Raw genomic sequence first — 22419 nt, forward strand, 5'->3', positions numbered from 1 at the left:
CTGGCCAGCATCAGGCCTCCAGGAAGTCCCGTGGCAGCTTCATCATCTGACGCCACAGCTTCTCGACGCCCGGCTTGTGCACCAGTGAACAGCGGTACAGGCGAATCTCCAGCGGGACATCCCATTTCTCACCGCCAGCCCTGACCACGGTGCCGTTTTTCAGCTCCTGGCGCAGGCAGAAATCGGGAATCCATGCCATCCCTACCCCCTGCATCACCATAGCCTTCAAGCCCTCGGCCATCGCCGTCTCGTATACGGTGCGCAAGCGCAGCCGCAAGGGGTCATTCTTCAGCAGCATACGCACGCTGCGGCCAAGGAAGGCACCCTGGGTATAGGCCAGATAGGGCAGCGACGCATCGCCGTCAAGCGAGAAGCGTGGCTCGCCATTGGCGTCCGGCTGACACACCGGAATCATCTTGACGCTGCCGATCGAGAACGATGGGAAGACCTCCCCATCCAACTGCATGCTGGCATAGGGATCATAGTAGGCCAGCATCAAGTCGCAATTGCCTTCGCGCAGAACGTGAATGGCCTCCCCCACGTTCATCGCAACCAGGCGGGTGGGCAGCTCACCCAACCCCTTCTGCAGCCGGGAAATCCACTGCGGAAAGAAGCTCAGGGCCAGAGAGTGCGCGGCCACCACATCGAGCGCCTCATTGGCCATGGCCAGACCACGCAGGTGGCCCAACGACTCATTGAGCTGCTCGACGATGTTGCGCGCCGTGACCAGAAACAGCTGCCCCTGGGGGGTCAGGTCGATCGGCGTGGTAGAGCGGTCTACCAGTGTGACCCCTACCGCCTGCTCAAGAGAGCGAATCCTGCGACTGAAAGCGGGCTGCGTGACGTGGCGTTGACGCGCTGAGGCCGAGAAGCTCCGAGTGTTGGACAGGGCAACGAAGTCCTCGAGCCATTTCGTTTCTAGATTCACCGGTACTCCTTGAACTGTTGCCCCGTCCAACGTCGCCCTCTTCGACTAACGCTCTCGAGAGGGCAAATGGCTGTGATGGATGCCAAAGCGGCTCAATGTACCCGAAACCAGGCCCATGCCCAAGCATCGTCCCGGACTTTGTGTCGAGACCGCCGCACTTTCACCGCTGCCGTACCCTGAAGCCGTGCCTTTAAGCCATGCCTTGCTGCAACAAAACCGGACCCTACTGCACCGGCGCCAACAGATACGCGGCACGGGACACCAGCTTGCGCCACAGAGGACGTGCACGCATCTCCTCGAGCGTCACCTCACGGCAATTGGCGAAGTCCTGTTGCAGCATGGCTTCCACTTCACTGGCGAACCCGCGGTGAGGGACCAGTGCGGTAATCTCGAAATTCAGCCTGAAGGATCGATTATCGAGATTCACGGTGCCCACACTGGCGGCTTCGTCATCGATCAACATCACTTTCTGATGCAAAAAACCGGGTTGATAGCGGAACACTCGAATACCGGCCTTGATCATGTCCGGCAGAAAGGCAAAGGCCGACAGGAACACCAGCAGATGATCCGGACGCTCCGGCATCATGATACGTACATCGACGCCGCGCATGGCCGCCAGTCGTAGCGCCCCCTGCACCCCCTCGTCCGGCACGAAATAGGGGCTGGTCACCCACAGCCGATGATGCGCGCTGTGAATCTGATGCTGCACCATGAGGCTGGCCGTCTCCTGAGGATCGGCAGGACCAGAGGGCACGATCACCACCTGACGGTCACTGTCGTCAGTGGCGTCGTGATGATCGACAGCCGGCGCCCACGACAGGCTGAGCATGGTCCCCGTGGCCCAGTGCCAATCTTCCCAAAAGGCCTCCTGAAGACCCAGCACGCTGGGGCCGGTCAACTTGAGATGGGTATCTCGCCAGGCTCCGTGTCGCGGATTTTCTCCGAGGTACTCGACGCCGACATTGAGCCCTCCGAGCCAGCCCTCGCGGCCGTCCACCACCAGAATCTTGCGGTGATTGCGGAAATTCAGCTGGAACCGGTGACGCCAGCCTCGCGATGAATGGAAGGCGCTGACGTTGATCCCAGCGTCGCGCAAGTCCCGCAGGTAACCCTCGCTTAATTGGCGACTACCGATCTCGTCATACAGGAAGTAGACCCGTACCTGACGCTCGGCGGCACGCATCAGGTGCTGCTGCAGGCGTCGCCCAAGGGCATCATCTCGCACAATGAAAAACTGGATGAGGATGTAGGAGCGAGCGGCATCGATACCCGCGAACAGGCTATCGAAGGTTTGCTCACCATCTATCAGTAGTTCGGTGCGGTTGCCGCTGGTCAACGGCATCATGGCCAGCTTCTCGACCGCCTTGACATCGGCATGGCTTGAACTGACCAGATAGGAGTCGAACCGATCTCGGTAGCGCAGCAGCACGCGTCTCAGCAAGGTGTCGCGCTGCCCACGAGCGGATACGTAGCCGTAAAAGCGTGGACGCCCAAATACCCAGTAGGCGGGCAAGGCCAGATAGGGCATCGTCAGCAGCGAGATGATCCAGGCAATCGCGCCCTGGGAGGTACGGCTCGACATCAGCGCCATGACAGCGGAAATGGCGCCGCCGACATGTATCAAAAAGATGGCCACACCAATCAACCATGAGGTCATCGCGGGTCTCCGTCCATGTGACAAGGCACCGTATTGCATCCTCGTGCCGGCACCAGCATACCGGTAACGACGACGGCCCCGCCAGGTGGCGGAGCCGTCGTATCTCGTCAGCGCATGAGCCGCGCATCGCCAGAGGCGACGTTGGGATCACGCCACTGCCTCCCCGGCCGTCGTAGCGGCAGGGTCACACCGCTTCGGCGATGATTTCCTTCCACTTGGCCGGGCCGGTCTGATGCACCGACGTACCCTGGCTGTCCACGGCCACGGTCACTGGCATGTCTTCCACTTCAAACTCGTAGATGGCTTCCATGCCAAGGTCTTCAAAGCCCACCACGCGGGATGCCTTGATCGCCTGGGACACCAGGTAAGCGGCGCCGCCAACGGCCATCAGGTACACCGCCTGATTATCGCGAATGGCATCGATCGCAAGCTGTCCCCGCTCGGCCTTGCCGACCATGCCCAGCAGGCCAGTCTGCTCAAGCATGGTGCGGGTGAACTTGTCCATGCGGGTCGCGGTTGTCGGTCCTGCAGGTCCGACGACCTCATCACCCACCGGATCCACCGGCCCGACGTAGTAGATGAAGCGCCCCTTCAGATCCACGGGCAGGCTTTCGCCCTTGGCCAGCATATCGACCATGCGCTTGTGAGCCGCATCGCGCCCGGTCAACAGCTTGCCGTTCAGCAGCAACGTATCACCCGGCTGCCAGCTCTGGACGTCCTCGGCGGTCACCTCATCGAGATTCACGCGCTTGACGTTGGCACCCGCCTCGCGCGTGATCTCGGGCCAGTCCTCAAGCTTGGGCGCCTTCAGCGCAGCAGGCCCGGAACCATCCAGGGTGAAATGGGCATGACGAGTGGCGGCGCAGTTGGGGATGATCGCCACCGGCTTGTTGGCTGCGTGGGTCGGGTAATCCTTGACCTTGATGTCCAGCACCGTGGTCAGTCCACCCAGACCTTGGGCGCCGATACCACTCTTGTTGACCTTGTCGAACAACTCCAGACGCAGCTCCTCGGCGCGGCTGGATGCTCCGCGGGCCTGAAGATCCTGAATATCGATCGGATCCAGCAGCGCTTCCTTGGCAAGCTCCATGGCCTTTTCAGCGGTCCCACCGATACCAATACCCAGCATGCCCGGCGGGCACCAGCCAGCCCCCATCTTGGGCAACTGCTCCATTACCCAGTCCACCACGGAATCGGACGGGTTGAGCATGGCGAACTTGGACTTGGCCTCGCTGCCGCCGCCCTTGGCCGCGACGTGGACTTCTACCTTGTCACCCGGCACCAGCTTGTGGTGGATGACCGCGGGGGTGTTGTCCTTGGTGTTCTGGCGCTTGCCATCAGGATCAGCCAGAACCGAGGCGCGCAGCACGTTGTCAGGAAAGTTGTAGGCACGACGCACGCCCTCGTTGATCATGTCGTCGAGGCTCATGTCCGCTTCGAAGCGGACATTCATGCCGACGTGGACGAACACGGTCACGATCCCGGTGTCCTGGCAGATCGGGCGGTGCCCCGTGGCACACATGCGCGAGTTGATCAGGATCTGGGCGATGGCATCCTTCGCTGCCGGGTTCTCCTCACGCTCGTAGGCGGCCGCCATGGCGTCGATGAAGTCCTTCGGGTGATAGTAGGAGATGTACTGGAGGGCATCGGCGACACTCGTGATGAGGTCGTCCTGGCGAATCACGGTCATGGCAGACTCCTTGGCTGGGTCGGTACGCCCGCTCTCTTGGCCACGCGGAGGCAGCACGGCAGGCTTGCGAGGGGCGCTAGTGTAGCGCAATGCGCTGCGCTAGGCAGCCACTCCCCGACCCAGACTGGCGTGAATGACGGTTCAGCGCTGGCAGCGCGGGCAGTGATACAGCCGACGCGAGGCCATGCTGATGCGCTCTATCTCGCCGCCGCAGGCGTGGCATGGCTTGCCATCCCGCTCGAACACCGCAAACCGCCACCCCCGCCGCGTGGCTCCCTGCTGCCGGACCAGGGACACCCACTCAGCGCGGTTGGTCACGCCCGCCTGCCGGTAGGCCTGCTGCGTGATGTCAAGGATCGTGCGCGCCAGTCGCTGGCGCTCTTGAGCCGACAGATCCCGGGGGCGCCGCCCCGGAGCGACGCCGGCGAAGAACAGGATCTCTGAGCGAAGATAGTTGCCGATACCGGCCAGCAGCCCCTGGTCAAGCAGACTATTTCCCAGCGCCCGACCGCGCCACTGCGGGGCGTCGAGACGCTCTTCGATATCCTCAGGACTGACCTGGTGGGTGAGCAGATCTGGCCCCAATCGGCTAAGAAACGGGTGATCGGCTAGTGCATCGTGCTGCCACAGGGAGACATCAGATGCACTATAGAGACTGGCGGCGTGCTGCCCTGCGGCCAGCGATACCCTTAGCGAACGCCGGGTGGACGGGGGGCGATCACGCCGGTGCAGCTTCCACACACCGTACAATTGGTTGTGTGAATACAGCGTTCGTTGATCGTCAAAGTGAATCAGCAGCGCCTTGCCCCAGCAGTCCACCGAGGACACCTTGCGCCCTATCAGCGACGACGCCTGTGGCTTTAGTTCGGCGAAGGAAAACCATACATGATCGAGCCGGCGACCTTGCAATTGCTGTCCCAACCGGTCGGCGACGCGTCGAATCTCGGGACCTTCTGGCATTCTGCCTCCTGTCGGACACCGGGGGCGGCAACCATTGGCCATCAAGCGAAGCGTGAGGGGCGCTACCTGCCAACGGCAGGCGATAGCGTCGCCTCAACCCTCGCCATCATGCCGGCTCCGCAGGCTGGGACCTACATCGCCCCCAGGGCAAGCTGACGTTCGCGCAACTCGTGCAAGCGATCGCGCAAACGCGCAGCCTCCTCGAATTCGAGGTTGGCGGCGGCCTCGCTCATGGCGTCCTCGACCCGCGTCATTTCCTTGCGCAATTCATCCCCCGACAGGCTGGACACGTCGTAGGTGGCTTCCGGCTCGGCCACCTTGCGATCCTTGCCCCGCCCCTTGCTCTTGCGGCTACCGGGAGCCTGGGCAGCCTCCAGAATATCAGCCACGGAGCGCGTGACCGTCTGGGGCGTGATGCCGTGCTCCTCGTTGTGGGCCATCTGCTTGGCGCGACGACGCTCGGTCTCGTCAATGGTCTTGCGCATCGAGTCAGTGATGCGATCGCCATAGAGGATGGCCTTGCCGTTGGCGTTACGCGCGGCTCGTCCGACCGTCTGAATCAGCGAACGCTCGGCACGCAGGAAGCCTTCCTTGTCCGCATCCAGAATGGCAACCAGAGACACCTCTGGTATGTCGAGGCCTTCTCGCAGCAGGTTGATGCCCACCAGCACATCGAACTTGCCCAGTCGCAGATCACGAATGATCTCGACCCGTTCGACCGTATCGATGTCGGAATGCAGATAGCGAACCTTGACGTCATGTTCGTCCAGATACTCCGTCAGATCTTCTGCCATGCGCTTGGTCAGGGTCGTGACCAGCACCCTTTCACCGACGCCGGTACGCAACCGAATTTCGGACAGCAGATCATCCACCTGGGTCGACGCCGGCCTGACCTCGATCTGTGGATCCAGCAGTCCGGTGGGTCGCACCACCTGCTCGACGATCTGTCCGGCGTGTTCGGCCTCGTAAGGGCCGGGCGTTGCGGACACGAAGATCGTCTGAGGGCAGATCCGCTCCCACTCCTCGAAGGTCATGGGACGGTTGTCCAACGCCGAGGGCAGTCGGAAGCCATACTCCACCAGGGTTTCCTTGCGCGAGCGGTCACCCCGATACATGCCTCCTACCTGGGGCACGCTCACGTGGGACTCATCAATGAACAGCAGTGCATCGGACGGCAGATAGTCGAAGAAGGTGGGCGGCGGCTCACCGGGATTCCTTCCAGACAGGTAGCGGGAATAGTTCTCGATGCCGTTGCAGTAGCCCAACTCAAGCATCATCTCGATATCGTAGAGCGTGCGCTGCTCCAGACGCTGAGCCTCGACCAGTCGATCTTCCTTACGCAGGAAGGCCAGACGCTCCACCAGCTCTTCCTTGATCCGGTCCACCGCCGCCAGGATGGTTTCCCTGGGGGTCACGTAGTGGCTCTTGGGATAGATGGTCATGCGCGGGACCTTGCCACGCACTTCGCCGGTCAACGGATCAAACAGGCTGATCGAGTCGATCTCGTCATCGAACAGCTCGACCCGGACCGCCTCGTCTTCGGCATCCGCCGGGAAGATATCGATGACATCGCCTCTGACCCGGTAGGTACCGCGCTTGAAGTCCATGTCGTTACGGGTGTACTGAAGTTCCGCCAGACGCCGCAGAAACCCCCGCTGGTCGATCAACTCGCCACGAGTGAAGTGCAGGCGCATCTTCAGGTACTGATCCGGGTCCCCAAGGCCATAAATCGCCGAGACCGAGACGACGATCAACGCATCACGGCGCTCCAGCAGTGCCTTGGTGGCGGACAGACGCATCTGCTCGATATGGTCGTTGATCGAGGCGTCCTTCTCGATGAAGGTGTCCGACGATGGCACGTAGGCTTCAGGCTGATAATAGTCGTAGTAGGAGACGAAATACTCGACCGCGTTATCGGGGAAAAACGCCTTGAACTCGCCATAAAGCTGGGCGGCCAACGTCTTGTTGGGTGCCATGACGATCGTCGGCCGCTGGAGCCGCTCGACGATATTGGCCATGGTGAAGGTCTTGCCTGAGCCGGTAACCCCCAGCAGGGTCTGGTGGGCCAGGCCTGCATCGAGACCACCGACCAACCCGGAGATGGCGTTGGGCTGGTCGCCGGCGGGCTTGAACTTGGATGAAAGACGGAACGACTTGCTCATCGTGACTCCTGCAGAGGGATATTCATCAGGTCGGGGCGAAGCGACCATCCTTCAAGCCCCACCACCATCGCCAAGTCTCCGACACTAGCTACACACCATCGCTGCCATGACCAACGTGCCGTAAAGCGGTACACCGAAAGCCAGGGTGCGGCGGAAGCCAGGCAATAGCGGCGCCCTGACGCGCTCACTCTGCCAGGGTGCGCGTGGTGATCTCGACCGTGGAGCTGGTCATCAGCCGATGAATGGGACACTTGTGGCTGATTTCTTCCAGCCGTGCCTGCATCTGAGCGTCGGCAATTCCGTGAAACGTCATCGCCACATCGAGCCGGTAGATCCCCTTGCGTTCATCACGCTCATCGCGGGTGACCACCACGCTGACCCCCTCCAGGGGCCATTCCTTGCGGCGAGCGTACATCTGGGCGGTGATAGCCTTGCAAGCGCCTAACGACAGGTCGAAGTAGTCGTGTGGGTCCGGTGCCAGGCCGTCTCCGCCATAGGGCACTGGCACGTCGACCAGAATGTCGTCGAAGCTCTCGATGGAAACGCGCTGCCTCAGTTTGCCGTCTTTCTCGGTGGTGACATGGATGGTCATCACTTCACCTCGATGCCGAGCTTGAGGCGCTTGATCGCCTCAATCAGTGCCTCTCGACGCGCTCTCCCCTCCACCTCGGCCCCGTGCCGACCGACTTCTACGCTGTCGACACCATCGAGCATCATCAGCGCGGTGGTGATCTGGTTGACCTGCTCGGCGCTATCTACGCCCTTAAACTCAAGAGAATATTGAGCCATCGAATATCACTTCCTGAACGCTGTGGACGAACCCGAAAGCTTAGCATGGGCAGCCATGACTGACAGCGGCGCAATCGTCCGGCCTCGACCGTTCGAGTACAGGAAGGGACAAGACGGCGTCCCGACAGGCGGCGGTCGCGTGCTTGCAAAACGCTGGGTCCGCCCTCACATTGCACGCATGCGCATAACATGCATGATGCTCACATGCTGCGCCCACTTCTTACCGCCGGACAGGACGGTCTCATGACGGATTGGATCACCGCGCTAGGCGGTCATATCAGCGGCCCGGATCAGGTCGAGTTTACTACCCCCGACGCGCCTCGACAGGCCCTCGACGGCACCGTGGTCACACCGCTGGTGCACCTGAGTGCTCTGGACATCACCGGCGCCGATGCCAGCGCTTTTCTGCAAGGGCAGACCAGTGCCCAGGTCCAGCATGCCAACGGCGACTTCGCGCCATTGACCTGCTTCTGCACGCCCAAGGGACGCATGCTCGCCAATGGCCAGCTCATGCAGGTGGCGCCGGACCACTATCGCCTGCTGATGCATCGCAGCCTGATCGCCCCAATGGCCAACCATCTTGGCAAGTTTGCCGCCTTCTACAAGGTATCCCTCCAGCAACGGGATGATCTGGCCATGATCGGCCTGATCGGGCAGGAGGCCGCCGCGCTGGCAGAGGTCGACTGTGACCTTAAAGCGCCAGCCGTATGGCATCAGGCCACCCAGGACACCTTGATGATACTGGCGCACCCGGGCCAACGGGATCGCTACGTCATCATGCTTCAGGAGGAAGATGCCAGGTCCCTGCTCGAGCGCTTGGCGCAGCAATGCAGCATTGTCGGCAATGACGTCTGGCGACTGTCGGATATTCAGGCGGGGCTGCATTTCATTGACGCCAACCAGCAGGACAGCTTCTTGCCCCAGATGCTCAACTGGGAGGGGCTGGCCGGCATCAGCTTCAAGAAAGGCTGCTACACCGGACAGGAGGTCGTCGCCCGAGCGCACTTCCGTGGCCAGGTAAAGAAGCGTCTCTACCGGGCCCAGCTTGAAGGCACTCAATTACCGGCTGCAGGCTCCGACGTGCTGGATGCAGAAGGAAAGCGACAGGGTGAGGTCATCGCAAGCGCCTTGGACGCCTACGCACAGGTAGAGGTGTTGGCCGTCCTCAACACCAAGGCGGAGGAGATGGCGCTTGAGGCCGAGGGCCAGAAGTGCAAGTTGCTGCATTTGCCCTATGCGGTGGAACGGCTTGATCCGGAGACGCTGGTCTAGGTCTCAGAACGATACAGCGAGGCTGCCATCACCCAGGTGGCAGCCGAAACAACCTGCGGGCGTTACCGCTGCTGCAGTCTGCCACCCGCTCGATGGTCTGCCGTCGCAGCTCGGCTACGCAGTCGCATACCTGGGCCACCCTGGCAGGCTCGTTGCGCTGCCCCTGATGGCCGCATAGCGGCATGTCTGGACTGTCGCTCTCCAGCAGGAAACCGTCATCAGGTAGCGAGACGACGGCCCGCCTTAGCCTCGCCGCGCGCGGATAGGTCACCGCTCCCCCCAGGCCCAGCACGAAACCCAGGTCCAGGAACCGGCTCGCCTGCTGCGCGGACCCGGAAAAGGCATGAATGACGCCACCGGCCGGCAGCGCCAGCTGACGCAGCCGCTTGGCCACCTCGTCATTGGCCCGCACGCAATGCACCACCACCGGCAAGTCGCGTTCCTTGGCCAGCGCCAGCTGGGCATCGAACAGTCGCCACTGCTGCTCGAGAGTATCGCCGAAGCGGGCATCGATACCGCATTCACCCACGGCGACACACTCGGGATGCTGATCCAGGGCCCGTGCCAGCGCCGCCAGATCGTCGTCACCACCACTCAGGTGATGATGGGCAAGAAACACCGGGTGTAACCCCAGGCAGACATGCACACGATCGTGATGGCTCTGCTGCAGGGTTGCCTGCCATCCTTGGCGATGGGTGCCCGCCACCACCAGTTGATCGACGCCGGCGTGACGCGCCCTGGCCAGGACAGCGTCACGATCGGGATCAAATGCCGCGTTGTCCAGATGACAATGGGCGTCGATCAACATGTCAGTGCTCGCGGGTCTCGCGGAATCGAATGTCCGGCCAGCGCTCCTGGGTCATCTGCAGGTTGACCCGGGTCGGCGCGATATAGGTGAGATAACCACCGCCATCGATGGCCAGGTTGGCACTGGCCTTGCGCTTGAATTCCTCAAGCATCTTGGCATCGTCGCAGTAGACCCAGCGCGCAGTATTGACGTTCACGCCCTCGTAGATGCAATCGACCTTGTACTCTTCCTTCAGGCGATGGGCGACCACATCGAACTGCAAGGTACCCACCGCGCCAAGGATCAGGTCATTGTTGTCCACCGGCATGAACACCTGGGTCGCCCCCTCTTCCGACAGCTGCTGCAGGCCTTTCTGCAGGGCCTTCATCTTCAGCGGATCCTTCAACCGCACGCGCTTGAACAGCTCCGGTGCGAAGTGCGGAATCCCGGTGAAGCGCATATCCTCACCTTGCGTGAAGGTATCGCCGATCTGAATCGTGCCGTGGTTGTGCAGACCGATGATGTCACCCGGCCAGGCCTCTTCCACATGCGCACGGTCTGCCGCCATGAAGGTCAGGGCGTCGGCAATCTTGACGTCCTTCTTGATACGCACGTGGCGCATCTTCATGTTCTTCTCGTACTTGCCCGAGCATACCCGCAGGAAGGCAATGCGATCGCGGTGGTTGGGATCCATGTTGGCCTGGATCTTGAACACGAACCCAGTGAACCGCTCGTCTTCCGCGGGCACCTCTCGCACATCGGTCTCCCGCGATTGGGGCGGCGGCGCGTACTCGACAAAGCCATCGAGCATCTCGCGCACACCAAAATTACCCATCGCCGTACCAAAGTACACCGGCGTCAGCTCCCCACGGCGGTACGCCTCAAGGTCGAACGTATGAGAAGCACCGCGCACCAGCTCTACCTCCATGCGCAGTTCTTCAGCCACATCTTCCCCGAGCACGGCGTCGACCTCGGGGCTGTCCAATCCCTCGATGCGCTTGTCATCGGGGATTCGGTTGCCCTGCCCCTGGGTGTAGAGGTGAATGACATCATTGTAGAGGTGATAGACGCCCTTGAACTGGCGCCCCATCCCGATCGGCCAGGTCATGGGCGCGCATTGGATGTTCAGCACGGTCTCGACCTCGTCCATTACCTCGATGGGGTCACGGATATCGCGGTCCATCTTGTTGACGAAGGTCAGGATCGGGGTGGTACGCAGGCGGCAGACCTCCATCAGCTTGATGGTGCGATCCTCGACCCCCTTGGCGCCATCGATGACCATCAGGGCAGAGTCCACCGCGGTCAGGGTGCGATAGGTATCTTCAGAGAAGTCTTCGTGCCCGGGGGTGTCGAGCAGGTTGACCATGCGTCCGCCATAGGGGAACTGCATGACCGAGGTCGTCACCGAGATCCCCCGCTCCTGCTCCATTTTCATCCAGTCCGAGGTGGCATGACGATCATCACGCTTGCTCTTCACCGACCCCGCCATCTGGATGGCATTTCCGAACAGCAGCATTTTTTCGGTGATGGTGGTCTTACCCGCATCCGGGTGACTGATGATGGCAAAGGTACGCCGAAGCCCGGTTTCCTGGGCCTGCTTGGGGTTGGACATGAAGACTTACGCCTGCTTGCTCGTCGAGTGGGGACACGGGCACTTTGGCGCCGTGTGCAAAGTCGCCATGATACCGCGACGAGGCCCCTGCCTGCATCCACCCAGACAGGACATCCGCTGTGGTTGCCTCCTCAGCCTGGGCCCGGGACGACCTGCTGACCCGGCTCACCGTCGATGAAACCCAACGGCTCAGTCCCGTTTCTCTGAATGTTTCCTCCGAAACGTCGATAAGCCTGAATGTAAGCGATGAGTGCAGGCACTTTTCAGACGAGCCCTAGGCCAGACTCTCCTCTATATGCTCCGCCAGATAGTCAATAAACACGCGTACCTTGGGTGGTAGCCCACTACGACTGGGAAACACCGCGTGAAATTCCAGCGTCGGGCCACGCCAGGACGGCAGTACGGCCTCCAGGGCCCCTTCCGCGAGGTGGGGCCTGGCCATCAGCGAGGTCCCAAAATAGATCCCATGCCCCCCAAGAGCAGTGTTCAGCGCCGACAGCGGTTCATTGGAGACCAGCGCAGGCCTTAGCTGCACACGCAGGGCTTCATGCTCCGGCTGCCATAGCTGCCACACCACCCGCTCTCTCTCGGGATTGGGCGACTGGGCAAGCGTTACGTGGTTGACCAGTTCGTCCGGGTGACTAGGCCGTCCATGACGGTCCAGGTACGTGGGGCTTGCGTAGAGCCGCATCACTGCTTCACCCAGTTTGCGAAAGCGATAGCCCCCCTGCTCCACCGGCCCCACATGAAGCGCGATATCCGTTCCCTCGGCAAGCAGGTCCACCGCGGTATCGTTCAGGGTCAGTTGCAGGCGGATATCTGGATACTGCTGCAGAAAACCGCCCAACAGCGGCGCCAGGTACTGAGAACCAAAGGTGTAGAGCGACGCCACCTTCAGCACACCACTCGGGGTCGACTGCAGCTGGCCCACGGCCAGCTGTGCATCTTCGACTTCCCGCCGCATGGCCACACAGTGTTGATAGAACACCGCGCCGGCCTCGGTCAGGTGCATACGCCGGGTGGTGCGCTCCAGCAGCCGTATACCCAGATTGCGTTCCAGCTCCCTCAACTTGCGACTCAAGGTGCTGGAGGGTATTCCCAGCCGCTCAGAGGCTTGCCCGAAGCTTCCTAGATCCACGATGCAGGCGAACCACAGCATGCTGTTGGCATTCGGGTAGGTCATGACGCTCGCTTCCTTGTTCCATGGACACCCACGATTAGAGCCGATCCTGGCTATCGTCACCTTGCTCAGCGCCAGCAAAACCGTCGCTCAGCTGACGCCTTGTCTCCTGCGGGGCTCTCTTAAGGGCTCTCTTAAGGGCTCTCTTGAGGGCCATCTCAGGCACGACTCCAGCCACTATCCCATCGACGACATTATTTTCTCCAATATCCGCGTTTTTCTCGTGGTCGGGGCTACCTACAGTGGAGTCAGCCGTGATGCCAAGAGAGGAAACAATAATGCCAACCGCAGAGACTCGCCTCACACTGACCGTACGCCGGATTCGCCAGCTCACCCCCACCATCAAAGCCTTCGAGCTGGTATCCCCTGACGGCCAGACGCTGCCAACCTTCACTCCCGGCGCACACCTGAAAGTAGAGGTCCAGCTAGCTGACGGCAGCCGGGATGAGCGTGCCTACTCCCTGGTCAATAGCCAGGACCCCACCTCTCACTACGAGATTGCCGTGCAGCTGGAGCCAGAAAGCCGCGGTGGTTCCGCCTACATGCATGGTTTGAAGGAAGGTGTCACTGTTGGCGCATCCTGTCCACGCAACGACTTCCCTCTGGCACAGGATGGCACGCACCACGTCCTGATCGCCGGCGGCATCGGTATCACCCCCATACTCTCGATGGCCGCACAGTTGCAGGCACAGGGCGCTTCTTATGAGATGCATGTCGGCGCTCGAGCGCCGGGGCTTATGGCCTATCGAGCACATATCGAAAGCCTGTGCGGTCAGCATGCTCACCTGTGCTTCGACGGTGGAGATCCGAGCAAAGGCCTGCAGCTCGCTACCCTGATGGGTCCCCCAGCCCCCGGCAAGCACGTCTATGTCTGTGGCCCTCGCGGGCTGATCGACGCCGTCATTGCAACGGCCAAGGCCAACGGTTGGGAAGCGGAACAGGTGCATTTTGAACTGTTTGCGAGTACCGCACAGCAGACAGGTGACACCGGCTTCCAGGTTGAACTGACCGAATCCGGCATGACCCTCGAGGTGCCGCCCGACAAGACCATTCTCGAAGTGATGATCGCCGCCGGCCTGGACCCCTTGTACGACTGCAATCGCGGTGAGTGCGGGGTCTGCGCGGTGGACGTCATCGACGGCACCCCAGAGCACCGCGACTACTGCCTGAGCGAAGAAGACCACGAGTCAAATAGTTCCATGTGCATCTGCGTATCGCGATCCACGACCCCCAGTCTGTCACTCAAAGCGTAACCCCCTTGATCCATTGATAGCCCCATCGAGTAGATACCACCGAACAACACGACCGAATAACACGACCGAATAACAAGAGAGGAGAAACACCATGGCTCAATTCATTCACAATGCCTGGTACGTCGCCGCCTGGAGCGAAGAAGTGCAGCGCAAGCTACTGCCACGCACCATTCTCAATGAACCCGTGGTCATGTATCGCCGCGAGAACGGCGAACCCGCCGCCCTTCTCGACAGCTGCCCTCACAAGCTGGCGCCACTATCGTTGGGCGAGTTGAAAGGCGACGAGGTCGAATGTGGTTACCACGGCATGATGTTCGACTGCACAGGCAAGTGTTCGCGCATCCCTGGACAGCCCAATATTCCGCCCAGCGCCAAGGTGCGAGCCTTCCCGGTCGTGGAACGTTACAACGCCGTATGGATCTGGATGGGTGAACCAGAGCTTGCCGACCCCTCGCAGATTGTGGAGGTGCCCCACTACGGTGAAGACGGCTGGGGACTGGTGGATGGCCAGTATCTGCACTTCAAGTCGAACTATCTGAACATCACCGACAACCTGGTGGATCCAGCCCATACGACCTATGTGCACAAGCGCACCATCGGTGGTGCCAGCGCCAGCGACGTCAGCGTCAAGGTAGAACAGGGCGACAGCCACGTACTGGCCTACCGCTGGATCAAGGATGAGCCGCCGGTACCGCTGTTTGAAAAGATGGGTAACTTCAAGGGGAATACCGACCGCTGGCAGTACTATTACCTGCACATGCCGTCGGTGTCCTACGTCGATTTCGGCGGCATCGATACCGGCGTAGAACCTACCGAGGACAACAAGGACAAGGGACTACGCTCCTACAGCTTCAATTTCCTGACGCCTGAAACCGACTCGACCACCCACTACTTCTGGCTGCACGTGCGCAACTATCACCCCACCAACGAGGACGTCGATCGCGACGTGGAGCACTTGATGACCCTGACCTTCAACGAGGATCTCGACATTCTTGAGGAAATTCAGAAGGAACAGGATCGCACCGGCATTCGCGAGCGAGTCCGTCTGGGTATCGACAACGCCCCTGCCAGGATCCGCAAGATGGTCGAGCGCCGGGTCGCGGCAGAACAACCCACCGACTCTGCCTGATCCTTCATCGCTGCCATGGCGCCCGCTCACGGGCGCGTGCACCCACCAGCGCCACCCGGGAGCCTCGTCTGCCGGGTGGCGCCGGCCGTTAGCGCCTGCACGCAAGCCTCTTTCGGAAGCCTCCCTTGGACGCCACCGACTAACGGTACTGTCATCGCCACGGGCACCAGACACCGTAGTGACATATCTCTGCGATCAGTTTGTCACGCGCCGACACGACACTATTTCCCGTCGTCAGCGCTCGGTTTGACCCACTCCACGCTATCCAGGCCACGCTATCCACGCCTGGCTGCACGTCCAATCAGTGAGCAGCACAGAGGGGACAAAACAGAAGGGCTCTGAGCAGCAACGCTTAAGACGGGTTGCCGCCTCAGGTCGCCACCCTGATACGCAACCGATTGCCCACGCCAGGCACCTGATCTGGGAAGTCGACAACGTCTCTTGATAGTCCCTATCGGTAGTTTCTCTCGATAGCCCCTATCAATAGCCCCTGTCGAAAGCCCCCTGTCGATAGCCCCCTGTCGATAGCCCCTGTCGCGACCTTTGCCCGCTGACGACAGCATCCCCCGGACCGTATGACAAGGAGAGCCCCATGTTTACCACACGACGCCAGTTTCTCGGCCTAGGCCTCAAGGCCGGCGCGGGACTAGGATTGATGACCGCGGCACCAGGCATTGTGCTAGCCGAGGCACGCCGCCCCCTGCTGACCTCAGGGGTGATGACCGGCGATGTTACCCAGGACCGCGCCATTCTCTGGTCCCGTGTAGACCGTCCCGCCCAGATGCTGGTGGAGATCGCGGACAACCCGACATTTGCCAACGCCCGCACGTTACAGGGTCCTACCGCCCTGCCCACCAGTGGCCTGACCACGAAGCTGGATATCACCGGGCTGGGCGACATGGAAGAAGTGCATTACCGCGTGCGCTACGCAGCGCTCGGCGATGCCCGAGCCCTGAGCGAGCCCACAGTGGGCCGATTGGTCATGCCAGGCCAGCGCGCACGCTCGGTGCGCTTCGTGTGGTCCGGGGATACCGTCGGTCAAGGCTGGGGCATCGATGAGTCACGGGGCGGCATGCGCATCTACGACACCATGCTCAAGCAGTCTCCGGACTTCTTCCTGCACTCCGGGGACACTATCTACGCCGACGGCCCGCTCGAGGAAACGGTCAATCTGGAAGACGGTAGCGTCTGGCGCAATCGCATGACCGAAGCCAAGAGCAAGGTTGCCGAGACCCTGGAAGAGTACCGCGGCCAGTATGTCTACAACCTGCTGGATGACAACCTCAAGCGCTTCAATGCACGGGTGCCGATGTTTGCCCAATGGGATGATCACGAGACGGTAAACAACTGGTACCCCGGGGAAATCCTTGATGATCCCCGCTACAGCGAAAAGAACGTCTCCCTGCTGGCGGCACGAGCGCGTCGTGCCTTCCTGGAACACATGCCGATTCGTCAGCGGCCAGAAGCCCCGGAGATGATCCGCCGGCGTTTCCACTATGGGCCAGAGCTCGAGATGTTCATGCTCGACATGCGCACCCATCGCGCCGCCAACAGCACCAATCAGCAGGCCGCCACGGACCCGGCATCGGCCTTGATGGGGCAGCGCCAGGTGGATGAGCTGATCGAGGCACTGAAGGCATCGACGGCCACCTGGAAGATCATTGCCTCGGACATGCCAGTCGGCCTGGTGGTCGGTGATGGCGACAACTTTGAAGCGGTCGCCAACGCAGATGATGGGTTGCCGTCCGGCCGTGAGCATGAGATTGCGCGTTTGCTCAAGGCCATCGCCGACCACCGCATTACCAATGTGGTCTGGCTGACCGCCGACGTGCACTATACCGCCGCTCACCATTACGCACCGGAGCGCGCCAGCTTCAAGCACTTCACCCCGTTCTGGGAGTTCGTCAGCGGACCGCTTCACGCAGGCACCTTTGGTCCCAACACACTGGACGGCACCTTCGGGCCGCAAGTGGTGTTCCAGAAGGCCCCCGCCGATGGTCGCGTCAACCTGCCGCCAAGCGAGGGGTACCAGTTCTTCGGCCAGGTCGACCTGGACGGTGACAGCCTGGCCCTGACCGTTACCCTCAAGGACGTGGAAGGCGCCACCCTGCATCAGCAAGTCCTGACACCTGAGACGGCATAAGCCGCTGGATCAACCCACCTTTCAGGCGCGCAGAGCAGGCGCCTGATGAGACTGCGGGCAGGTGATGCTGGAATCGATTACCTGCCCGCTTGCTGGACGTGCACCTGCCGTCTGCTTTTCCCAGCACGCCCCTATCCCAGGACGTCCCTTTCCCAGAACGAGCCTATCGGATGCCGATGATCGCTGACCTGTCGGGCATCAAGCATCAAGGTTCCTGTGGCTGATCTGGCGATGGCTGCCCTGGCGATCTGTGGCGGCGGGCATAGAGCCACTCTCTGAGGTGCTCAAGGTAGCTGAGCAGCACTGGAATCACCGCCAGTACCAGCAAGGTCGACACCCCAAGGCCAAAGGCGATCGTGACCGCCATGGGAATCAGGAACTGGGCCTGAAGCGATGTCTCGAACAGCAGTGGCGTCAAGCCGCCGATGGTCGTCAGTGAGGTCAGGAAGACCGCGCGAACCCGCTGCACCACCGCCTCGTTCAACGCCGCGTCGATGCCAAGCCCTTTTTCTCGCTGAATGCGATAGAACGCGACCAGAATGATGGCGTTGTTGACGACAATGCCGGACAGTCCAAACAGGCCGAAGATCGACAGGATCGTCAGGTCGAGCCCCATGAACCAGTGACCGAGCAGCGCACCGGTCAGCGCCAGCGGAATCGTTGCCATCACGATCAGGGGCAGGCTCCAGGACGCGAACACCCAGGTCAGCACCACGTACATGAGGCCAAGACCGATGATCAGCCCGGTCTGCATGTCCGCAAAGGTCTCCCGCTGGTCCGCGGCCAAGCCCTCGTAGCTGTAGCGCAGGTGGTAGCGTTCAGACAGCGCCGGGAGCACCGACGCCTCAAGCGCCGCAATCACTTCCTCGGTGTTGGTGACTTCGCTGTCGAGATCGGCCCCTACCTCGATGGCCAACTGACCATCCGCATGCCTCAGCGCCTCGAAACCCTGCCGGTGCTTCAGCGTCATGACCTGGTCCAGGGGCACCAGACGTCCATCATCAACCCGAATCATCAGCCGCGGTAGCGTTGCCAGGTGATCACGCTGCCGCTTCGGCAACAGCACCCTGACTTCGATTTCATCGGCACCGTCCTGATAGGTCTGAACCAGCACCCCGTCGAAGGCAGCCCGCAGCTGATCCCCCAGCTCCCGTGTCGAAAGGCCCAAGGCCTGGCCATAGTCGTTGACGGAGTAGATCAGCTGCTCGCGCCCCCAGGGCATGTCATCCTCGGGCTCCAGCACGCCGGGTATCTGTTCCAGGCTCAGCGCCAGCGACTCGGCCGCGCGCTTGAGCTCCTCGGCAGATTCACCGGTCAGGCGAACGTTGACGTCCTTGCCGGGCGGACCACTGGTCTGCTCGACGATGGTCAGGGTATCCAGCCCAGGACGTTCTGTCAGCCGTTCACGCCAGGCACGAATGAAGGCCAGGTTGCGCACATCCCGCTGATCCGATGGCACAAGCTCCACCAGGATGCTGCCGACGTTATCCCCCGTACGACCGCTACCGTCCACCGCGAGGGTGCTGCCGATGCGCACTACGGCGTGTTTGACCAGATCCCCGCCGAGCGCTTGCTCGGTGTCGTCGAGGGCGTCGACCATGTCCTCCAGATATTCCTCCACCTGATCCCTGGCGGTACCCGTCACAAAGCTGAGGTTGGCATACAGCACACTGGGTTCCGGGGCGGGAAAGAAGTTGAAGGCGAGGCGTCCCCCTGCCAGCAGACCAATGGTGAGTATCACCAGGGCGATGGCGGCAGAGAGGGTCACGGCCCGATGGCGCAGCGTCGTCTGGGAGAAGCGCCGAAACGGCCCCTCTCGAAAACGGTCGAAGCCACGATCGAACCGAGCCCTAAGGCGGTTAAGCCACCCCCCGCCAGCCTTCTCGGCAGTCACGCCAAAGGCATTTCGAAGATGGGCCGGGAGCACCACGAAACACTCCAGCAGCGAGGCCACCAGAACGCAGATCATGACCACCGGGATATCGCGCAGGATATTGCCGATGATGCCCCCCACCATCAGCAGTGGCATGAAGGCTGCGACGGTGGTCAGGGACGAGGCCACCACCGGCCACAGCATGCGGTTAGCGGCTCCCGATGAGGCCAGGCGCGCGGGTTCACCGGCCCGGAAGTGGGCATCAGCGTCCTCACCGACGACGATGGCATCATCCACGATCACCCCCAGCGCCATGATCAACGCAAACAGTGACATCATGTTGACGGATCCACCGATCAGCCAGAACACGGCCATGGCGCCAAGAAACGCCGTCGGAATGCCAATGGCGACCCACAGGGCCACCCTGGCGGGAAGAAATAGATAGAGCAGGCCCAGGACCAGTACCAGGCCGCCCAGACCATTGTTGATCAACAGCCCAATACGTTCGGAGAGAAACTGCCAGCTCTCATCGTAGACATCCAGCTTGATGCTCTGGGGCAGATTGGGCCGAGTGGTGTCCAGCCACTGCTGCAGCGTGGTGGCGGCCTCCAGCGAGTTGCCGCTCTCGGAGCGCTGCAGCACCAGCTCGATCGCAGGTCGCCCTGCATACTGCATGGCCATCTGCCGGGGACGATCTTCCTGACGGATAAAGGCGATATCTCCCAGTGCCAGGCGCACGCGTTGTCCGCCACGCACCGCGATATCGGCAAACTCCTGGGCATCACGGCGCTGCTGCACCGCACGTAATTCCCGCTCGCCGTCCTGGCTGCCGAGAAGTCCCGCCGGCAGGTCAACGGACATGCCATCAAGGCGCTGGGCCACCTCCGGCAGCGTCAAGTCAAGCTGCCCTAGACGCTCCACAGGCACCTGCACACTGATCTGCTGCTCAGGCATGCCATCGAGGACCACCCGATCGATACCCGCCGCCAGCAGCTCGTCCTCGAAGCGCCTTGCCAGGCTCCGCAGCGCCTGCGCATCCACGTCGCCAGACACCAGCAGGCGGGCGACCGGTTCATACTCCTTGGCCCGGGCCACACGCGGCTCTTCTGCGGCACTCGGCAAGTTATCGAAGCCATCGACCTGCTCGCGTACATCGTCCAGCGCCAGCACCGGGTCGGTCCCCTCGTAGAACTCCAGGGTGATGCTCGACACCCCCTGGGCGGAGGTCGACGTCATCCGCTTGAGTCCATCAAGGTTGCGCAGCCGCTGTTCTAGCGGGATCGTGATGCCCTGCTCGACGTCCTCGGCCGAGGCACCGGTGTAGACCGTCTGTACCGACACGATGTCCAGGGCAAAGTCCGGAAAGAACTGGATGTTCATCCGGCTCAGCCCAAGCACCCCACCCATCAGCATGACCACCATCACCAGGTTGGCGGCGACCCGATGACGTGTGAAGAAACCGATGACACCCGAGGACCGTGGGTCGTTGCTCACGGCGCGTCCTCCTCGATGGATGCGGTGTCGGCGACCGTGGCCGTGTCGGTGGTACTCTGCTCCTGTGACGGAGTCTGGGTCTGAGATGGACGCTGGTCTGGCGGCTGGGAGGTTGATTCGGACTCACGGGAAGACAGATCCGTCACCCGCAGCCCTTCGATGGCATTGGGCAGGTGAGTCGTGGCCAAGCGTTGCCCATCGGCCAGGCCCTCACCGCTGATGATCATCCAGGAGCCACCGCCTGGCCCCGGCGCTTCACCGTGCCTGGTCACGCTGATGGGGACCAGGCGGCCTTGCTCGATCACATAGACACGGTCCGCCCCATACACGGCGCTGAACGGGATCAAGGCGCTGTCAGCAACCGCCGGACGCTCGACGAACAGCGACACCAATGCCCCAGGACGCAGACGTGGCGTCGACGGCAGCGCCTCGAAGATGGCTTCGGTACCGGCAGGATCTCCCTGACCGGACAAGGCCCTTAGCCGATAGCGCCCCCCTTCGTCGTCGAAGGCGTAGACGTCGACGCCCTGGTCGAGACCTGTCATCAACTCCGCCTGCACACCACGGGGCACCCTCGCCCTCACCTCGAGGCCAGCAAGGGGTATCAATTCCAGCAACGGGTCTCCATCGCGGACACGGTCCCCAGGGGCAATCTGGACCTGACTGACTATCCCCGCAAAGGGTGCCTGGACCCTGGCCCGCCTGGCGTCTCGTCGCGCCTCTGACAAGGCAGCCTGTGCCTGGCGTCGCTGTGCTTCCAGGCTGGCAAGCCTAGCCGGATGACCGTCAAGCTCGCCTTGACGACTCACCAGAGTGACCTGAGCGCGGGCAATGTCATTTTCATCGGCGTCCAGCTCAGCACGGGAGGCCAGGTTTCGGTTGACCAGGGATCGCATGCGTTCAAGCTGGCTTCTGGCATTGTTCAGCAGCTCCTGCTCCCGAGCCAGCGCCTTGCCGTCGCTGTCGAAGCGAACCTGCTCGGCCTCCACCTCCGCGTCCAGTCGCGCCACCTCAGACTCCGCCCGCGCCACCACCGGGTCGATATCCTCGTCAGCCAGCGCCACCAGCAGATCACCCTCGGCCACGTGTTCGCCCTCGCGCACAGGGCGCTCGGCAATATGCCCATCCAGGGAAGCCATCAGCTCGACCCGGTCGGGCGCGACCACTTCCCCATACAGCGCCAGTCTGGGCGTGTGGCGCCCCAGAGAAAGCGTCATTGCCGATACTGGCCATTCCCGCTCTGCAACCGTCACCGGCGGCGGCGTCGGCCGGGTCGCCTTGAGCAGCAGAAATCCTCCGATCCCGAGCCCTAGAATCAACAGCGGTAACAGTCGCTTCAACATGTACATCCAGTCCCTTGTTCTAGCATCAACGGCCGCTGGCTTGGCCAAGCGTGAGTTCCGTCGATGTCCGCACCAGCGCGATGTCTGCGCTACCGAAAATCCTGCAAGCGCTGTCATGGCGTTGCCGACATTGCGCTACCAGTGGTG

At 61.8% G+C, this 22419-nt stretch carries 16 protein-coding genes; 4 read left to right on the forward strand and 12 right to left on the reverse strand.

What is annotated here, in order from left to right:
* Positions 1-10 precede the first annotated feature (10 nt).
* From KUV41_RS10460 to KUV41_RS10490, 7 genes are all read right to left on the reverse strand, one after another.
* Positions 11-928: a LysR substrate-binding domain-containing protein gene (locus KUV41_RS10460; RefSeq protein ID WP_206938627.1), complete on the reverse strand. Its 918-nt coding sequence runs from the start codon at positions 926-928 to the stop codon at positions 11-13.
* Between the two features lie 223 nt (positions 929-1151).
* Positions 1152-2585, reverse strand: a complete 1434-nt coding sequence (gene cls, locus KUV41_RS10465; protein WP_206938625.1) for a cardiolipin synthase — start codon at positions 2583-2585, stop codon at positions 1152-1154.
* 184 nt (positions 2586-2769) lie between these two features.
* On the reverse strand, positions 2770-4275 hold the full coding sequence (locus tag KUV41_RS10470) for a fumarate hydratase (RefSeq protein ID WP_206938623.1): 1506 nt from the start codon (positions 4273-4275) through the stop codon (positions 2770-2772).
* A gap of 141 nt (positions 4276-4416) precedes the next feature.
* Positions 4417-5235, reverse strand: a complete 819-nt coding sequence (gene nei / locus KUV41_RS10475; RefSeq protein WP_222485996.1) for an endonuclease VIII — start codon at positions 5233-5235, stop codon at positions 4417-4419.
* A 131-nt stretch (positions 5236-5366) separates the two neighbouring features.
* Entirely contained in the window at positions 5367-7397 is a 2031-nt protein-coding gene (gene uvrB, locus KUV41_RS10480) for an excinuclease ABC subunit UvrB (RefSeq protein WP_222485998.1), read from the reverse strand.
* A gap of 184 nt (positions 7398-7581) precedes the next feature.
* On the reverse strand, positions 7582-7989 hold the full coding sequence (locus tag KUV41_RS10485; RefSeq protein ID WP_206938617.1) for an OsmC family protein: 408 nt from the start codon (positions 7987-7989) through the stop codon (positions 7582-7584).
* Entirely contained in the window at positions 7989-8186 is a 198-nt protein-coding gene (locus KUV41_RS10490; RefSeq protein ID WP_206938615.1) for a hypothetical protein, read from the reverse strand. Before KUV41_RS10490 ends, KUV41_RS10485 begins: the two co-directional genes overlap by 1 nt.
* 243 nt (positions 8187-8429) lie before the next feature.
* Between KUV41_RS10490 and KUV41_RS10495 the strand changes: the two genes are divergently transcribed.
* Complete coding sequence (locus KUV41_RS10495) at positions 8430-9458, forward strand: YgfZ/GcvT domain-containing protein (RefSeq protein WP_222486000.1); 1029 nt, start codon at positions 8430-8432, stop codon at positions 9456-9458.
* A gap of 28 nt (positions 9459-9486) precedes the next feature.
* On the opposite strand, the gene KUV41_RS10500 is transcribed toward KUV41_RS10495, so the two are convergent.
* The 3 genes from KUV41_RS10500 to KUV41_RS10510 all read right to left on the reverse strand — a co-directional run bounded on the left by KUV41_RS10500 (position 9487) and on the right by KUV41_RS10510 (position 13040).
* Complete coding sequence (locus tag KUV41_RS10500) at positions 9487-10266, reverse strand: TatD family hydrolase (protein ID WP_222486002.1); 780 nt, start codon at positions 10264-10266, stop codon at positions 9487-9489.
* A gap of 1 nt (position 10267) precedes the next feature.
* Positions 10268-11857, reverse strand: a complete 1590-nt coding sequence (locus KUV41_RS10505) for a peptide chain release factor 3 (RefSeq protein ID WP_206938603.1) — start codon at positions 11855-11857, stop codon at positions 10268-10270.
* 274 nt (positions 11858-12131) lie between these two features.
* Positions 12132-13040, reverse strand: a complete 909-nt coding sequence (locus tag KUV41_RS10510) for a LysR substrate-binding domain-containing protein (protein WP_222486004.1) — start codon at positions 13038-13040, stop codon at positions 12132-12134.
* A 275-nt stretch (positions 13041-13315) separates the two neighbouring features.
* Here KUV41_RS10510 and KUV41_RS10515 point away from each other — a divergent pair, with 275 nt between their 5' ends.
* From KUV41_RS10515 to KUV41_RS10525, 3 genes are all read left to right on the forward strand, one after another.
* The gene (locus KUV41_RS10515; protein ID WP_222486006.1) at positions 13316-14290 is read left to right on the forward strand and encodes a PDR/VanB family oxidoreductase; all 975 of its coding nucleotides are present in this window, start codon (positions 13316-13318) and stop codon (positions 14288-14290) included.
* Between the two features lie 91 nt (positions 14291-14381).
* Positions 14382-15419, forward strand: a complete 1038-nt coding sequence (locus KUV41_RS10520) for an aromatic ring-hydroxylating dioxygenase subunit alpha (RefSeq protein ID WP_222486008.1) — start codon at positions 14382-14384, stop codon at positions 15417-15419.
* Positions 15420-16011: 592 nt separating this feature from the next.
* The gene (locus KUV41_RS10525; RefSeq protein ID WP_222486010.1) at positions 16012-17562 is read left to right on the forward strand and encodes an alkaline phosphatase D family protein; all 1551 of its coding nucleotides are present in this window, start codon (positions 16012-16014) and stop codon (positions 17560-17562) included.
* Between the two features lie 205 nt (positions 17563-17767).
* On the opposite strand, the gene KUV41_RS10530 is transcribed toward KUV41_RS10525, so the two are convergent.
* Positions 17768-20929 carry an efflux RND transporter permease subunit gene (locus KUV41_RS10530; protein WP_315899978.1) on the reverse strand — a complete coding sequence of 1054 codons (3162 nt, stop codon included), beginning with the start codon at positions 20927-20929 and terminating at the stop codon, positions 17768-17770.
* Positions 20926-22272 (reverse strand): efflux RND transporter periplasmic adaptor subunit, encoded by a 1347-nt coding sequence (locus tag KUV41_RS10535; RefSeq protein ID WP_222486012.1) that lies wholly within the window; start codon positions 22270-22272, stop codon positions 20926-20928. Before KUV41_RS10535 ends, KUV41_RS10530 begins: the two co-directional genes overlap by 4 nt.
* Between the last annotated feature and the right edge of the window lie 147 nt (positions 22273-22419).

Origin of the sequence: Halomonas sp. DP8Y7-1 (genome assembly GCF_019801685.1) — a bacterium.
Taxonomy (GTDB): domain Bacteria; phylum Pseudomonadota; class Gammaproteobacteria; order Pseudomonadales; family Halomonadaceae; genus Halomonas; species Halomonas litopenaei_A.

Excerpts from the sequence above, each read along its gene's own strand:
- cls (WP_206938625.1), bottom strand. The coding sequence starts at position 2,585 with ATGACCTCATGGTTGATTGGTGTGGCCATCTTTTTGATACATGTCGGC.
- KUV41_RS10470 (WP_206938623.1), bottom strand. The coding sequence starts at position 4,275 with ATGACCGTGATTCGCCAGGACGACCTCATCACGAGTGTCGCCGATGCC.
- nei (WP_222485996.1), bottom strand. The coding sequence starts at position 5,235 with ATGCCAGAAGGTCCCGAGATTCGACGCGTCGCCGACCGGTTGGGACAG.
- uvrB (WP_222485998.1), bottom strand. The coding sequence starts at position 7,397 with ATGAGCAAGTCGTTCCGTCTTTCATCCAAGTTCAAGCCCGCCGGCGAC.
- KUV41_RS10485 (WP_206938617.1), bottom strand. The coding sequence starts at position 7,989 with ATGACCATCCATGTCACCACCGAGAAAGACGGCAAACTGAGGCAGCGC.
- KUV41_RS10490 (WP_206938615.1), bottom strand. The coding sequence starts at position 8,186 with ATGGCTCAATATTCTCTTGAGTTTAAGGGCGTAGATAGCGCCGAGCAG.
- KUV41_RS10495 (WP_222486000.1), top strand. The coding sequence starts at position 8,430 with ATGACGGATTGGATCACCGCGCTAGGCGGTCATATCAGCGGCCCGGAT.
- KUV41_RS10500 (WP_222486002.1), bottom strand. The coding sequence starts at position 10,266 with ATGTTGATCGACGCCCATTGTCATCTGGACAACGCGGCATTTGATCCC.
- KUV41_RS10505 (WP_206938603.1), bottom strand. The coding sequence starts at position 11,857 with ATGTCCAACCCCAAGCAGGCCCAGGAAACCGGGCTTCGGCGTACCTTT.
- KUV41_RS10510 (WP_222486004.1), bottom strand. The coding sequence starts at position 13,040 with ATGACCTACCCGAATGCCAACAGCATGCTGTGGTTCGCCTGCATCGTG.
- KUV41_RS10515 (WP_222486006.1), top strand. The coding sequence starts at position 13,316 with ATGCCAACCGCAGAGACTCGCCTCACACTGACCGTACGCCGGATTCGC.
- KUV41_RS10520 (WP_222486008.1), top strand. The coding sequence starts at position 14,382 with ATGGCTCAATTCATTCACAATGCCTGGTACGTCGCCGCCTGGAGCGAA.
- KUV41_RS10525 (WP_222486010.1), top strand. The coding sequence starts at position 16,012 with ATGTTTACCACACGACGCCAGTTTCTCGGCCTAGGCCTCAAGGCCGGC.
- KUV41_RS10535 (WP_222486012.1), bottom strand. The coding sequence starts at position 22,272 with ATGTTGAAGCGACTGTTACCGCTGTTGATTCTAGGGCTCGGGATCGGA.